The sequence below is a fragment of the uncultured Arcanobacterium sp. genome, from assembly GCF_947253055.1.
In the GTDB taxonomy this organism is placed as follows: domain Bacteria; phylum Actinomycetota; class Actinomycetes; order Actinomycetales; family Actinomycetaceae; genus Arcanobacterium_A.
In genome coordinates this window covers 1-16458 of the sequence record NZ_CAMXYE010000028.1, presented here as the reverse complement: position 1 = coordinate 16458, position 16458 = coordinate 1, and the positions used below count along the sequence as shown (strand labels likewise).

The following is a 16458-nucleotide window of genomic DNA, read 5'->3' as shown; positions in this document are numbered from 1 at the left end:
ACGGCATGATGCCATCCCTGAGCCGCGATAAAAAAGAGCGGGAGCGCATCGGCGTAGTCACTCGTATCTGCGCCAATATCGGGCTTTTTTCCATCGTCGTGGGGATAGTGCCAATCACGAAGTGGCTAGGAGAAGTGCTCGGCAGCGATCAGCGCGCTTGGCAGCTGCTGGCAGTGGTGCTCTCTATCGTGGCAATCGCTTTTCAATCCATCACCTTAATTTTTGCCCGCGAGCAGGTGCACGCTCCGGCGGAATCAACTCCGCTGCGTGAGCTCGTGCGCGTCATCTTCAAAAACGATCAGCTGCTCTGGGTATCTCTCGCATTTCTGCTCTATATGTCGGGCTACACTCTGCTCACCAGCCTCGGGTTGCACTATTTCAAGTACCTAGTGGGGGATGCAGGTAAATACCCGATTTTCGCCCTCGTGCTCGGAGTGACGCAGCTCCTCACCCTGCTGATCTTCCCCCTTATTTCTGCGCGGCTGCCGCGCCGGCAAGTATTTACGCTCGGATGTATATCTTCCATAGCGGGATACTTAATTTTTATCTGCGCGGGGCGAAATATGGCCGTGATTCTCGGAGCCGGCCTCTTCCTCTTCTTCGGAGAAGCGCTTCTCCAAGTACTGCTGATGATGTACATCGCCGACAGCGTCGAATATGGGGAGTGGAAACTCGGGCGGCGCAATGAATCAATCACTTTTTCCTTGCAGCCTTTTATTTATAAACTCTCTAACGCCATCGCTTCTGGCCTCATGGGGGCTTGCCTCATTTGGTCGAAAGTAGAAAAAGCCACCAGCGCCGTTGATGTGACGGAAAGCGGCATCTGGATTTTCCGAATTTTCATGATGGGCTTGCCGCTACTCTTCACGCTCGCCGCTCTCTTTATTCTCCGGCGTGGCTACCGGATAGATGAAAAAACCTATAAAGATATCGTGGCGAATCTGCAGGAGAAAGAGAGCGCTGAGCAGTGAAAAAAGCGAAAGCAGGAAGGCAGTGGAAGCAGTGAAGGCGTCAAGTCACCAGAATTTTCCGAACCTCGGAGCGATCTATGAGCATCCGCTGGGGCGCGATATCGTAGATAAATTGATTCTGCAGCTAGGTGCGCCGCCCGCTCTCGTAATAAATCCGCTCACAAAGCGAATTCCGCTGCCGTGGCTCCGCAAAATAGCGGAGAAAAAAGCGCCGGGGCTTTTCGAGGCGCTCCGTAAACTGCTGGAGATGAATCCGCAGCGTCTAGCAGATACGAACTTTTCTCCCGCTGTATCGGAGCCCGCCTGGTGGAAAGAAGCCGTCTTTTACCAGATTTATCCGCGTAGCTTTGCCGATGCGAACGGAGATGGGATCGGAGATCTCCGCGGCATAATCGGAAAACTCGATTACCTAGAAAACTTGGGAGTGGATTGCCTCTGGCTTTCTCCGATTTTTGCTTCCCCCAACGAAGATATGGGTTACGACGTCAGTGACTACCGAGCAGTCATGGATTTGATGGGCAGCGAGGAAGATCTGGAGGAATTAATTAGGGAAGTGCATGCGCGCGGTATGCGAATAATTCTGGATCTGGTACTCAACCACACTTCGCAGGAGCATGCTTGGTTCCAAGAGGCACTAAAGAATCCCGCCGGCGATAAAGCCGCCTACTATTTTTTCCGAGACGGCAGCCCCGATACGCCGCCGAATAATTGGGTCTCGTTTTTCTCTGGTTCGGCGTGGCGTTGGATGCCGGAGGTAAAGAAATGGGTCTTACATCTCTTTGCACCCGGGCAGCTGGATCTGAATTGGGATAATCCGGCCGTGCGCCGCGAAGCAGGAGAGATTGCTCAATTCTGGCTCGAAAAAGGGGTAGATGGGTTCCGCCTCGACGTAATTAACTATATTTCGAAAGTGCCGCAGCTCCCAGAGGGTAATCCGGCAGTTGGCGATCTAGTGGGATTCACCGGTATTGAGCATTATTTCGCCGGCCCGCATCTCCACGAGTATCTGCGCGAATTCCGCCGCGCGGTGGCAGCGGGGAAAAACGGAGCCCAAGCAGTACTAATCGGAGAAACTCCCGGAATCGGTGTGGAAGTGGGGCGCTTGCTCAGCCACCAGAGCCGCCAAGAGCTAGATCTGTACTTTAATTTCGACGTCCTCGAAATGCCGGGTAAAATTCGCTGGGATGATTACCGCTACGACCCCGCTTATTTCCTCGATTTCTATCTGCGTTACCTGCCGCGTCTAGACGCCGGCGATCAACTGGCGATTTTTTCGGAAAATCACGATAACCCTCGCATCGTAAGTAAAATTACCTCTGACCCGGCACAGGCTCCGCAGGTGGCTAAACTGATTGCAGCAATTTCCCTCACCTTGCCGGGCACTCCCTTTATTTTCCAGGGGCAAGAGCTGGGAGCAGTCAATCAGGATTTCCGGGATATCGAGCAACTGCGCGATGTGGAGTCGATAAACTACTATGCAGAGCTGCAGGAAGAAGGAATGGCGCCGGCGGCAGCCTGGAAGAGAATCTTGGCCGGTTCGCGCGATCATGCCCGGGTGCCGATGCCATGGGAGCGGGACGGGGGGTTCACCACCGGAGAAGCCTGGCTTTCTCCGCGCGCTCTTCCGCCAGCCGGCAGTGCAGCAGAGCAGTTAGCGGAGCCAGATTCGGTATTTAATTTCTATCGGCAGCTATTGCAGCTGCGGAAAGATTTCGCGGCGGCTGATTTTTCTCTTCTGGCGCGCTCTGGCTCCTACGCAGCTTGGCGGCGCGGAGATTATCTTGTGGAAGTGAATCTCGCCCCGCACCCCACTCCGCGCCGAAAAAGTGTAGCGGCAGCGGCCGGAGAAATGCTCTTGGCGGCGGGGGAAATCAGCAAAACGGAATCTAAAGCTGGAAAAGCTGGAAAAACTGGAAAAGCAAGTGTGCTGGGGAAGTGGAGAGGAAAAAGTGGCTGGCTTTCCCCCTATGCGGTCGTAATTAGCCGGGGGAATGCTGGTTAAAGAGGCGAATATAAGGGTTTCTTAGGGATTTCCAGAGTTGATCGCCCCGTGTAGATAAAATATATAAAATCTACGTATAATTATATTTAATAAATGGAAGATCTTAGGGGAATCGAGAGAATGCACCTACATAAACAAAATCGGCGAATTTTCGCCGGCATGGTAGCGCTTATTTTAGCTATCGTATTGACCGGCTTTGAGCTGCTAGTACCTAAAATGAATCTGGCAGCTGCGGATCCCACGGCTCCTGCTCGGGTAGAAGTAGATTGCACGGATTGCGAAGAAGCGGGGTTGCGTGCGGCAATCACGCAAGCTGGCACTACTCCTACGCGTATCGTGGTCAGCGGAGCTACTAATACTATGCTCACTTCCACGCTGGTAATCCCGCAGGGAGCCGATATTGAATTAGTGAACGGTATTTTCATAAATCCGGGAATGTCGGAAGGCGGCCTGCGGCGGGAAGACGATTTCACCGGCATGATGGTGCACGTGCAAAAAGGTGCGGCGCTGACGCTGGGAAACAATAAAGCCGGAGGCAGGTTTTATATAGATAGCCGCGGCCAGTGGGTGCCTGGTGGTGGAGAACTAATTTTCAACGAAGGTACTTTGACTATTAACAGCGGTACCTATTCCGGCGTGCGCAACGGATCGGGCCAAAGAGAGGGTGCTATCACCGTTTCCGGGCCAGATGCTACTTTCACTCTGAATGGCGGAAAAGTCACCGATAATCAGCGCGAGAAAGGTAATAGCAGTGTTGTACAAGGCGGGGCAGCAAATATTGCCGTAACTGGCGGTGCGAAGTTCATTATGAACGGGGGCGAAGTTAGTAAAGGTGAGACTGAATATAAGGATGCCTCCTACGGTGAAGTAGGCGGTATCGGCGTATATAGCGGTGGATCAGTCACTATTAATGGCGGAGAAATTTTCGGCAACAGTGGCTGGACGGGCGGTCTACTCGGCTATGACTTTAACATCGATAAAAAATCTGCTACCGATCCGCAAAAAACTCTTGCTGAGCGTAACTACATCACCATTAACGGCGGCAAAATTCATAACAACAGTGCTTGCTTCTCGGGTGGGGGAGCTTTTGCTTTTGGTAATACCGTCATTGAAATGAATGGCGGCGTCGTTGATTCCAATTTCACCAGTGGGAATGGTGGCGGTATCGGCACTCTCGATTTGTATGTGTGGGGAGCCGACCGAACTTATAAAGAAATTCCTGGTTTAGGTAAAGAATGGGGCTTGAGTAAAGAAGAGTGGGGGAAAGTTTCTCCCGGAAGTTTCATCTTTAATGGAGGAGTTATTTCCAATAACGAGGCAATACGTACCGGTGGCGGAGTAAATGTGGTCTCTAATCAAGTGGAAATAAATGCCGGGCAAATCCTGAACAACAAAGCTCACGACCAAGGAGGTGGCATTTACGTCGCTACCGTCTCTTATAATCTGCATTTACATGATGTAGTGGTGACGAAGAATAACGCTACCGCGCGGCAAATTGACGGAGTAGGGGGCGGAATTTGGTCGTGCCCCACTGGTTCTATCGAATTGCGTATGCATAACGGCGGAGCCGTTTTCGATAATACCGCCAAAGATTACGGTAACGACCTCGCCCATATGAATCTCGGCTCTATGGGTGCCGCACCGATTTGGGTCTCTGACTACATGCTCGGCGGCGGCCGCATCGATTATTACTTCGATAATGAAGATGCGCGTTTTGATCCGGCGTCTTTAACAGGGCCAGAGAAAGAGCGCCCGCTTCCATTGCCGCTAAAGTATACGAGCATTCAAAATGAAGGTTTCCAATCCGTGGTACATAGAGAGGAAGCAAAAGAGCAAGCGCTTAAGCAGGCGAAGCTCCTCATTCAAGGCAATTCTGCTCCGCGTGGCGGCGGCATCGGCACGAATGGTGGAGTAATCTTCGGCGATTGGGGTTATGCGCAGGCGACGGTGGAGAAATCTTGGGTATACAGCGTTGAGCCGAAAGCAGACGCAACTGGAGAAGAAGCTAATATGTCGGCTGAACATCCAGTGCGAGAGAGTGATATTACCGTCCAGAAACTAGATATGCGGCTGATGCGCGATACGGATAAAGAATTTACGCACCCGGAGAAGGTAGCGGATTTCACGCTCAGCGCTTCTAAAAATCCAGAAGAAAATTGGCGGAAGACCTTTGATGAGTTAGCTATTAAGGCAGATAGTGGCGATTTCTACTATTACTTCGTGCAGGAGCTAGATAGCAAGGGCGAGGTGGTGAAGACTTTGCCGCTCCAGACCTGGCAAGATGCACAGAAGGGCGATGCACAGAAGGGCAGAAAAAAGCTGCCGAAGCGGCCACCTATTGCGGAAGATAAGCTACCACCCGAGACGTGGCTGGTGGGCACGGTGGTGAATAAGGTGCCAAATCCGGTAGATATTACGGTAAATAAGCAGTGGGTGTGGAAAGATTCCACTGCGCCCGTGCCCGGGGATAAGACTCCCAGCCAAGTTGAGTTTGAACTAGTGCGCGCTACAGACGCGGACTTTACTAAGGCTGAAGTGGTGCAGAAGTTTACGGTGGCGAAAGCAGATAATTGGGTAAAACAGATTATCGGATTGCCTTATCAAGATAAGGATATGCATCGCTACTACTATGGCGTGCGAGAAATCGGGGGCGATGCGGGAATTATCGCCGTGCCTTTTGCTAAATACGAGAAAGAATCTGGGCCTATCCAGGTGGCAAAAGACGGTATTATTCATCGGGAGGTCACGGTGGTGAATAAGGTGCCGAATACGCCGCCCCCGCCCACCAAGGTGCCCAAGACGGGCGCTTCGCTACTCTGGGGAGCTCTCGCTGCTCTCAGCCTCTGCAGCATAGGTGGGGTGCTCAGGCGAGTAGAAAAGCACTAGTGCTTAACCTCTATTGATCGGCGCGGGCGGATCGGCAGAAAATGCCAATCCGCCTGCGCTGCGTATTCCTATATACGGTGCGTACTTCCTAGGTGCAGGAGAAAGAAATGTGGGCATCTTCATCTTTGGCGCGAGGATTTTTCGAGAACTTTTCGAGAATTATTTGCGCTTGATCTCCTCATTTACCGGATATTTCGCCGCCGAAAATTATTAGTTGCATAAAGTATGGCAACTGCGTATTATGCAAGCTGTGTCTAGAGCACATCGCCATTATTTTAATTATGCGGCAGTTATATTATCAGGGTTTCTCACTGCCCTCATGATAGGCACTTGCCTATTGATGTTACCGATATCTACAGTTCACGTGGGGGGATTGCCTCTGCGTTCGGCCTTATTCACGGCCACTTCTGCTTTATGCGTCACGGGATTGACGATTGTAAATACCGCTACTTATTGGACTGCTTTCGGCAAAGTAGTAATTTTGGCGTTAATCCAAGTAGGCGGATTCGGGGTAATGAGCTTCGCGGCGGTGCTCGCCCAAGCGGTCATACGCAAAGAAAGTCACAGCACTATGCTAGCTTCCGCTGCTGAGCGGCGCTCCAACACCGGCCAGCTTGGAATGATGCTCCGGCGGGTACTCGGAATCTCGCTACTGGTAGAGCTGATAGTCGCACTTCTTTTGACCTTCCGTTTCCTCACGCTGGAGCATTCTTTCCCGCGGGCGCTCGGGCATGGAATATTCCACGCAGTTTCCGCTTTCAACAATGCAGGATTCTCTCTCTATCCCGATAATATGGCTTCTTTTGTGGGAGATTGGTTGGTGTGCCTGCCCATTATGGCGGCAATCATCATCGGCGGTTTGGGCTTCCCCGTAATTTTCCAGCTGCGCACCAGCCTCCTTAAGCCTTACAGCTGGTCTCTCCACACCCGCATGGTACTAGCAGGCACAGCTGGCCTATTGCTCTTTTCTTCCCTAATAGTGACGGTTTCCGAATGGACTAACCCGAAGACGCTCGGAAAACTCCCTGCGCCTGATGCGCTCCTCGCCGGCATTTTTCAAGCCGTCCAAACCCGTACCACTGGTTTTAATTCCGTGGATATCGGGCAGATGCACGATTCGACTCTTCTTGCGATGGATATGTTTATGTTCATCGGCGCTGGGCCGGCCGGAACTGCAGGTGGTATCAAAATAACGACCATGTTTGCCTTGCTGGCTATAGTAGCGGCCGTCGTTCGCGGGCGCCGGCAAGTGGTGGTATTCGGGAAAAGTATTTCTTTCGAAGTGGTCTACCAGGCGGTGACCGTGGTGGTCTTGGCATTTATTTTGTTAGCTACTGCCACTATTGCAATTCTGGTCTTGACGGATTTCAACCTATCGCAGGTGCTATTTGAAGTGACGTCTGCATTTGGTACGGTAGGCTTATCTACCGGAATCACGCCGTTGCTAAACTATCCAGCTCAGTTTATTCTTATAATCTTAATGATCATCGGGCGATTGGGGCCTATCACCGTCGCCACCGCGCTAGCCTTCGCGCCTAGTGCATCAAATATTTCTTTCCCCGTAGAAAGGCCGATAATTGGTTAATTTCTCTAAACCCACCTACGCAGTTCTCGGATTAGGGCGCTTCGGCACGGCCGTGGCCCGCGAACTTGTCTCGGATGACGCTATAGTCATCGGCGTAGATTTGAATGAGACGGTGGTAAATCGTAATAACGGAATTTTGACGCAGGTGGTGCAGGGTGATACCACCGATATTGCTGCTATGACGGATCTCGGAATTGCCGATTGTGACGGAGTAGTAGTGGGTATCGGGACTCCGAATGTGGAATCCTCTATTCTCACTTGTTCGGTGCTCAACGATATGGGCGTGAAGAACCTCTGGGCGAAATCTTCTGGTACGGCCCACGGGCGTATTCTCGAGCAGATTGGTGTGCCGCATATTGTGCACCCGGAAGTGGCAATGGGGCGGCGGGTGGCGCACCTCGTACGCGGCGTAAATCTGGATTACGTGGAGCTATCGGAGGGTACGGCGATGGTGCGGACGGTGCTTCCGCTCTCGGCGGTCGGCCCTCTCAACGAGATCGATATGTGGAATCGGCACGGAGTGAAGATAGTGGCTTTACTGCGAGAAGGGCAGTGGCAGCCGGTGCTCGGCGCGGTGGAACTTTCCGAAGGCGACCAAGTGCAGATTTATGGGAGCGCGAAGAAAGTGGAGAAGTTTGCGCGCTCTGCGCCGCGGATTTAGCGTAGCTTCGTTTTTGGAGATTAATTTTAGGGTGTTGCTTTAATTAATCGGATGCAAGAGTTTGGCATTTAGGTATCTTTAGGTATCTTTAGGTATCTTTAGGCATCTTTAGGCATCTTTAGGCATCTTTAGGTATTTCAAAGGATTTTAAGGTAGATTTAATAGTGATAGATCCCCGGTCAGGCCTCTTGCTTTGCAATGCACTAAAATGGCCGGGGCCTTTCTTTTCTAAGTAGGTTAGGCGGGCTAAGTAGGTTAAACAGGCAGGTGAAATGGATAAACAGTGGCTCACATATGAACAGCAACTCACCTTGCTGGCTGAGCGAGGGTTAATTATTCCCAATAAACCTGCTGCCCAGGATTTTCTTTCTCGAGTAAGCTATTACCGGCTTTCTGGCTACTTCCGCTACTGGCAACGTAATCCGGCTAATGGCGATAATGCATTTAAGCAGGGTGCATCTTTTGACACAATAAAAAAGCTCTATGAGGCAGAAGAACAGCTTATTGGAAAATGTATTGCTGTATTACATTCATTAGAGGTGTTGCTCCGCACACGCTTTGCTTATGCGTATGGGCGTCTGGTAACTCCAGTGGGTGGCCTAGCTTATGGGGAAGGATTCACTCAACCGTTAGATATTAATGCTGCGAGAGCTCAAGATCATGCTTTAGCTAATCTTGATAAGTCTAAAGAATCGTTTATAGCTCACTATCGTGATGATATAAAAGTCGGTAGTTCTTATGCTATAGAAGCTTATGATCATATGCCGATTTGGGTAGCCGTGGAAGGCATAACATTTGGTTCTCTTTCCCGCTTGATTACGGCCTCAAGTGAATCGGGAGTGCTAGATGACATGGCGCAGAGTTTGAATACGTCAAGACGGACATTGCCTAGCCAAGTGCGCTCTTTTGTATATTTACGTAATAGATGTGCACACGGTTCAAAACTTTGGAATCATTCAGTGCTTGATGTGCCTGGATTAATGCCACGTATTGAGCGAAAAACGAAGAAAGCATATGGGGATTTCTCTGACCACTCGGTATATAAAATTTTTGTGGCTATAGACGACCTAGCTTTTAAATCTGGTATTGGAAAAGATTGGCTTAAAAGGCAAATAAATCCGTTATTAGAAGTGAATCCTTTACTTAGTGCTGGTCTGAAATGCCCAGCCCGTTATGGAGAATTTGATACCGAATCCTTTAGCTAGTGAGTTAAGATAACTGGCATTATTTGAGTGTATGGGGAAGATTGAAACTAGTAACTAAGTTGCGTTTTCGCTGCAATTTTCTGCGCAAACACACGAGTTGATGCGAAATAGCCGCTGGATAATATTTGACCGCTAGAATAATGGTGTTTTGTATGTGGGGAGGTTCTAGTGGCGGCATCGGATCAGCGAGCTAATTTACATCGAACTATTTGGCGGGTGGCCAATGATTTGCGCGGCAGCGTGGATGGTTGGGATTTCAAAGCCTATGTGCTGGGGATACTTTTCTATCGTTTCATCTCTGAGTACATCACCAACTGGGTGAATAAGGTACAGGCCGATGGAGGAGAAACCGATTTCGATTATGCTTTGCTAGATGACGAGCAGGCGCAAACTGCGCGCGAGTACATGGTGGAGACGCTTGGCTTTTTCATTCTCCCTTCGGAGCTTTTCCAAAATGTGCGCAAGGCGGCGCCGCATGATCAGAATTTGAATGAAACTTTAGCGGCGGTATTTAAGCATATTGAGGGCTCAGCGATTGGTTCTACTTCGGAGGATGATTTAAAAGGGCTGTTTGACGATGTGCATACTAATAGCCCGCGGCTAGGCAATACGATTGCCGAGCGCAATGCCAAACTGGTGAAGCTGCTAGAGGCGATAGGTGATTTAGAGCTAGGCAATTACCGAGATGCAGATATTGATACTTTCGGGGATGCTTATGAGTATTTGATGACCATGTATGCTTCTTCGGCCGGTAAATCCGGAGGGGAATTCTTTACGCCGCAAGACGTCTCGGAGCTGGTCGCCCGTCTGACGGTGGTAGGTAAAAGCCGCGTGGGTAGGGTATACGATCCGGCCTGTGGTTCGGGTTCGCTATTGTTAAAATTTGCCAAGGTTTTGGGGCGTGAGAACGTAGAAGAGGGCTTTTTTGGCCAAGAAATCAACTTGACCACTTATAACTTGTGCCGGATTAATATGTTTTTGCACGGGGTGAATTTTTCCAAGTTTGATATTGCCTTGGGGGATACTTTAACGGAGCCGGCACATTGGGATGATGAGCCTTTCGAAGCGATAGTTTCTAATCCGCCGTATTCCACTAAGTGGATAGGGGCGGATTCGCCCACTTTGATGAATGACGAGCGCTTTTCGCCCGCGGGCGTGCTGGCGCCGAAGAGTAAGGCCGATTTGGCTTTTACTATGCATATTCTTTCTTGGCTGGCGGTGGATGGCACGGCGGCTATTGTGCAGTTTCCGGGGGTACTCTACCGTGGGGGCGCGGAGAAGAAGATTCGTAAATATTTGGTAGACGGCAACTATGTGGATGCGGTAATCCAGCTGCCGGTGGATTTATTTTTTGGCACTTCTATTGGCACTTGCATATTGGTGTTGAAGAAGGCGAAGAAAGATTCGCAGGTGCTTTTCATTGATGCTTCTGAGCTTTTTGAGCGGGCGGGCACGAAGAATCAGATAACGGAGGCGCACCGCAATCAGATTATTGAGGCATATTCCAAGCGCGTAAACGTGGAGCATTTTGCACAGCTGGTTGCTATAGAAGATATTGCGCAGGCCGATTACAACCTTTCTGTGTCTAGCTATGTGGAGCCGGAGGATACGCGGGAAAAGGTAGATATTAAGCAGCTGAATAAGGATATTGCGGGTATCGTGCAGCGGCAGGCGGAACTGCGCACGGCCATAGACGCAATCGTCGCTGACCTCGAAGGTATGGATAGTGAGGTGAGTGCATGAGCCGGATAGACGATTTGCTTGCCCAATACTGCCCCGACGGGGTGGAGTATAAATTATTAGGGAACGTATTAATTAATTTTGATTCGAAAAGAAAACCTGTTACAAAAAAAGATCGACGTGAGGGAATTTTCCCATACTACGGTGCAAATGGAATACAAGATTACGTTGATGATTACATTTTTGATGGAACTTATTTACTTATTGGAGAAGATGGAAGTGTAATTAAAGAGGATAAAACTCCTGTAATTAATTGGGCTTCCGGAAAAATATGGGTAAATAATCATGCTCATGTTTTACAGTGCAATTCAGAAGATACCCTACTTCGATATGTGTATTTTTATCTTCAAACAGTTGATATTACTAAATATATTACTGGTGGAACTCAACCTAAGCTGAATCAAAAAAATTTAAATAAAATACCTATTGCCATTCCAGCATTGCAGGTGCAAGAGGAGATTGTGTGGATTTTGGATTCTTTTACTCAGCTGGAAGCGGAGCTGGAAGCGGAGCTGGAAGCTCGCCGTCAGCAGTATGAGTATTATCGAGACTCGCTTCTAGATATAAATAATCCACATAATCCTCTAGCAGACATGCTTACCCAGTACTGCCCCGACGGTGTGGAACAGATACCCCTTAAAGAACTAGCGTCTATTCAGAATGGGTGTGCCTTCGATTCAAAAGAATTTAATAACCTAAATTTGGGACTTCCGTTGGTTCGAATTAGAGATATTAACACTGGGTTTAGCAACACTTACTATAGTGGCGAATATAAACCTGAGTATATAATTCAAAACGGGGATTTACTTGTAGGGATGGATGGTGATTTCAAACCTATCAGGTGGAGTCATGGCAAGGCGCTATTGAATCAACGAGTTTGTAAAATAAATCCCAATCCTGAACAGTTAAACAAGAATTATCTGTTCCACTTTTTATTTATATCCCTCGAACAGATATCCTCTAAGATTCAGGGGTCCACTGTTAAACATTTATCAACTAGAGATTTAAATAAATATCCCATCCCCGTCCCCCCGCTTCCCGTGCAGGAGCGCATTGTGGAGATTTTGGATAAGTTTGATGCTTTGGTTAATGATCTTTCTTCCGGTTTGCCTGCCGAGATTCAGGCGCGGCGCCAACAATACGAATACTACCGAGATCAATTACTCAGCTTTCCAGCTGCTAAATAAAGCCCTTGCGCCAAATCTGGCCTATCGGGCATTAACATAGAGGTTAGATTTAGCGTTTTGCCAGGAGGTCTGATGAATACTTATTTGCCCATCGCCATAAGTAAAGATGCTACGGTAGTTGCAGAATACGAGCCGGGAAAACGCGAAGAAAAAAGCTATCAAAGCGAAGCCGCCCTAGAAGCTGCCCTAATTAAGCAGCTGCAACGCCAAGAATACGAATATCTGCAAATAAAAGACGCCGCCGCTCTGGAAGCCAATCTGCGCCACCGTTTAGAAGCCCTAAACGATATTACTTTTAGCGATGGTGAATGGGAGCATTTTTTTAAAACCGAACTCGCCAATCCAGCGCGGGGTATTTTAGAAAAAACGGAAATTATTCAAGCCAACCCAGCTGCCCTCGTGCTCGAGCGGGAAGATGGCACACAAAAAAATATACATCTACTCGATAAAGTAAATATTCACCGCAACTACCTGCAAGTAATTAACCAATACGAAGTAGATGGCACCCACCATAACCGCTACGATGTGACCATTTTGGTAAATGGATTCCCGCTCGTACATATCGAATTGAAACGGCGCGGAGTGCAAATACGTGAAGCCTTTAATCAAATCAATCGCTACCAGCGGGATAGTTTCTGGGCAGGCAGTGGCCTATTTGAATATGTGCAACTCTTCATAATCTCAAACGGCACTTACACAAAATATTATGCAAATACCACCCGTATGCAGCACATTAAAGAGCAATCGCACGTAAATAAGCGGGCGGGTGCGGCTAGCTTTGAATTTACCTCCTGGTGGACGGATGCGCGGAATAACCACATAACTGAGCTGATGGATTTTACGAAAACTTTCCTTTCCGGGCGTACCCTGCTCAACATCATCACTAAATACTGTGTATTTACCACTGATAAAAATCTGATGGTGCTGCGCCCTTACCAAATTGTGGCAGCGGAACGCATTATTAACCGGGTGCAGATAGCCACCAACTATAAAAAGCTGGGCTCAATCGAAGCCGGCGGCTATATTTGGCACACCACTGGCAGCGGGAAAACCCTCACTAGTTTCAAAACGGCGCAACTGGTCACGCAGGTGGCCGGCGTAGATAAAGTGCTCTTTGTAGTAGACCGCAAAGATTTGGATCATCAAACTAAAAAAGAATATGAAGCCTTCCAAAAGGGCGCGGTAAATTCTAATAAATCTACGCGGCAGCTCGCTGCGCAGCTCGCCAATGATAAGGCGAAAATAGTCATCACCACCATTCAAAAATTGGCCAATTTTGTGCGGGCCAATGCTCAACACAAAATATACGGCGACCACGTGGTGATTATTTTTGATGAATGCCATCGCAGCCAGTTTGGAGATATGCATCAGGTTATAAAAAAGGCTTTCAAAAACTACCACCTATTTGGCTTCACTGGTACTCCGTTATTTAACGAGAATAAAGCCAGTGGTGGTTCGGCGGCTATCCGTACCACCGCGCAAGTATTTGGCGACCGCCTACATTCCTACACAATCACCGATGCAATCAGTGACCAAAACGTGCTGCCTTTCCGGATTGATTACGTGAATACTTTGAAAGTTAAAGAGAGCGTACTAGACGGGGAAGTGCCGGCGATTGCTACCGAAGAAGCCTTGCTAGATCCGCGGCGAATTCGGGAAATTGTGGCCTATGTGCTTAAGCATTTTGATCAAAAAACTAAGCGAAACTCCAACTATGCGCTCAAAGGAAAGCGCGTGCGCGGATTTAATTCCATCTTTGCCACCGCTTCGGTAAAAGCCGCAAAAGCCTACTATCAAGAATTCGCTCGCCAGCAAAGTGAGCTAGCGCCAGATAAACGGCTGAAAATTGCCACTATTTTTACTTATGCGCCCAATGCGGAAGAATACAGCGACGGCCTGCTCCCAGAAGAAGATTTTGATACCGGAGCTTTAGAGATGCCTGACCGCGAATTTTTAGCGGGAGCAATCGCCGATTACAACCAAATGTTCGGCAGTAGTTTTGATACTTCGGCGGATGGCTTTGCCAACTATTATGAAGATTTATCGGAAAAAATGCGCAACCGAGAGCTGGATATACTCTTAGTCGTCAATATGTTTTTAACCGGTTTTGATGCGAAAACTCTCAATACTTTATGGGTCGATAAGCATATGCATCATCATGGCTTACTGCAGGCTTATTCGCGTACCAACCGCATTTTAAATTCCGTAAAAACTTACGGAAATATTGTTTCTTTTAGAAATTTGGAAAAAGAAACTACAGCAGCTATTGCTCTCTTTGGTAATAAAGAGGCTGAAGGAATCACCGTACTTAAGCCTTTTGGGGTCTACTTTTCTGCCTATGTGGAGAAATTAGACGAGTTGGCGCGCTGGCAGCCGGGCGAAGTAATTATGAGTGAAACGGAGCAGAATCTGTTTATACAGACTTTCGGGGAAATTCTGCGTTTACGTAATATCTTGACTGCTTTTGACGAGTTTGGAGAAAGTGATCCAATCAGCCCGCGGGATTTGCAAGATTACCAATCGGCATATATTGATCTCTATCAAAAGCGGCGGAAAGAAAATGCTGGAGAAGCCGAGCGGATTAATGACGATTTGACCTTCGAAATTGAGTTAATAAAGCAAGTGGAAGTAAACGTCGATTATATTCTGCTCTTGGTGCAAAAGTATCGCGATGAACATGCGGAGAAAAGCCGGCAAGAAGTGCGGGAAGATATTCGCCGCACTGTGAAATCCAGCCCCACCTTGCAAAATAAGCTCGATTTAATTGAGCGCTTCGTGGATTCCGTCTCCGCTAGCGGCGGGGAAATAGCAGAAGAGTGGAAAGCTTTCCTCGATAAGCAAAAGGCGGCAGAGCTGGTAAGAATAGTGCAAGAAGAAAATTTGAAGCAGCCCGAGACCGATAAGTTTATTAATGCGATGTTTCGGCGGGGGCGTCTGGAAACTTCCGGCGCAGATATCGATAAAATTTTGCCGCGCGGCTCGCTCTTTGCCACGGGTGCCGATAGCCGAATTGAGCGCCGGGCGCGCGTGGTGGAAAAGCTAAAAGTCTTTTTCGATCGCTTCGCTGCCCTCGGGTAGTTTTAGATTCCTTAAGAAGTGTTAGAAAGAGATCCAGCCCACTCCCGACCGAGGTCGAGGCGGGCTGAACGATTAGCATCAGAATATCACAGGCAACCCACGTACACTTAGCCCCTAGCCGCAAATCTTTAAATGGTGGATTAGCTACGAAATAATTCCAGTTGTCTGCAAACACGCTGTGTATACGCAGATAGCAGCTAAATTCGCGTAACTATTGCCCTTTATTAAATAGAGAGAAATTTTTTAGTCAGATAGCCGATTGAAAAATTCTTCTTCGTTAATAACTTCAATAGGAGAACCGTTCTCACGCATTTGTGAAGCCTTTAGTCTTTGAACTATTTCAAGTGAGTGGGCACAATTCTTCGAGTTTCTCGAAACCGAACTCTTGCATCATTCTGGCAAAAATCATTCCCGCAGCTTTAGCGTCAGCAGCAGCATTATGATGTTCGAAAACCTCGTTAGGGAAATAGTAATAAAAAACCTTATCCAAGGATTTGCGTTTTAGTTTGTCGGCTAGAATTTTTCTCGCTAACCGTACAGTGCAAAACCGTCTGTTAGAAATTGCCGCAGTATTATACAAATCTGCTAAATCTGATAGGACGTAACCATCGAAAGCCATATTATGTGCAACAATTGGCCGATCCCCAATGAAAGAAGCTACTCGATTAGCAATTTGCGACCATTGCGGAGCATTCGCAACATCGTCTGCAGTGATGCCATGTACCCGCACGTTCATAGGGTTAAAATAATCCACATCTGGATGCGGATGCAGTAGCTGATAGTAACTATCAGCAGGCTTTCCATCATTGTCAAAGAGCACCAAGCCTACTGCACAGGCAGAACGACGCTGTTCATTAGCTGTCTCGAAATCAATCGCAACGAATTCACACATAGATGCCCCCCACTACATCAATATCTTATTCTCTGTTAACCAGTTAAATCCTAAAACTATACTGAAAAGGAAAAACATGATACTAGGTAGTGCGAAATTCAAAGCGCTAACGCACGAACGATTTTCGCCCGCTAAATCATAGTCTCTAACGCAAAAAATAGGACGCTCACTTTTCATCAAAATGAGCGTCCGCTTGGAGCGGATGACGGGAATCGAACCCGCATGACCAGCTTGGAAGGCTGGGGCTCTAC

11 protein-coding genes are annotated in these 16458 nt (G+C 48.3%); 9 read left to right on the top strand and 2 right to left on the bottom strand.

The window, feature by feature from the left end; genetic code table 11:
* From Q0X35_RS03065 to Q0X35_RS03025, 9 genes are all read left to right on the top strand, one after another.
* Positions 1-971: glycoside-pentoside-hexuronide (GPH):cation symporter (locus Q0X35_RS03065; protein ID WP_297565272.1), on the top strand; the 971-nt coding region annotated here is incomplete at its 5' end.
* Between the two features lie 22 nt (positions 972-993).
* Positions 994-2973 carry an alpha-glucosidase gene (locus tag Q0X35_RS03060; protein ID WP_297565269.1) on the top strand — a complete coding sequence of 660 codons (1980 nt, stop codon included), beginning with the start codon at positions 994-996 and terminating at the stop codon, positions 2971-2973.
* Between the two features lie 93 nt (positions 2974-3066).
* Positions 3067-5859: a Cna B-type domain-containing protein gene (locus Q0X35_RS03055; RefSeq protein ID WP_297565266.1), complete on the top strand. Its 2793-nt coding sequence runs from the start codon at positions 3067-3069 to the stop codon at positions 5857-5859.
* A gap of 364 nt (positions 5860-6223) precedes the next feature.
* Positions 6224-7444 (top strand): TrkH family potassium uptake protein, encoded by a 1221-nt coding sequence (locus Q0X35_RS03050; protein ID WP_297565255.1) that lies wholly within the window; start codon positions 6224-6226, stop codon positions 7442-7444.
* Positions 7437-8105 (top strand): TrkA family potassium uptake protein, encoded by a 669-nt coding sequence (locus Q0X35_RS03045; RefSeq protein WP_297565253.1) that lies wholly within the window; start codon positions 7437-7439, stop codon positions 8103-8105. Before Q0X35_RS03050 ends, Q0X35_RS03045 begins: the two co-directional genes overlap by 8 nt.
* A gap of 272 nt (positions 8106-8377) precedes the next feature.
* Positions 8378-9310 carry an Abi family protein gene (locus Q0X35_RS03040; protein ID WP_297565251.1) on the top strand — a complete coding sequence of 311 codons (933 nt, stop codon included), beginning with the start codon at positions 8378-8380 and terminating at the stop codon, positions 9308-9310.
* Between the two features lie 168 nt (positions 9311-9478).
* Complete coding sequence (locus tag Q0X35_RS03035; protein WP_297565248.1) at positions 9479-11053, top strand: type I restriction-modification system subunit M; 1575 nt, start codon at positions 9479-9481, stop codon at positions 11051-11053.
* Positions 11050-12237 carry a restriction endonuclease subunit S gene (locus Q0X35_RS03030; protein ID WP_297565245.1) on the top strand — a complete coding sequence of 396 codons (1188 nt, stop codon included), beginning with the start codon at positions 11050-11052 and terminating at the stop codon, positions 12235-12237. The genes Q0X35_RS03035 and Q0X35_RS03030 overlap by 4 nt, the downstream gene beginning before the upstream one ends.
* A 72-nt stretch (positions 12238-12309) precedes the next feature.
* Positions 12310-15315: a type I restriction endonuclease subunit R gene (locus tag Q0X35_RS03025; RefSeq protein WP_297565243.1), complete on the top strand. Its 3006-nt coding sequence runs from the start codon at positions 12310-12312 to the stop codon at positions 15313-15315.
* Between the two features lie 340 nt (positions 15316-15655).
* Here Q0X35_RS03025 and Q0X35_RS03020 read toward each other — a convergent pair whose 3' ends face one another.
* Positions 15656-16207, bottom strand: coding sequence for an exonuclease domain-containing protein (locus Q0X35_RS03020; protein ID WP_297565240.1), 552 nt, complete (start codon positions 16205-16207; stop codon positions 15656-15658).
* Between the two features lie 12 nt (positions 16208-16219).
* Positions 16220-16458, bottom strand: a 239-nt coding sequence (locus Q0X35_RS03015; RefSeq protein ID WP_297565237.1) for a hypothetical protein, incomplete at its 5' end; no start/stop codon positions are given.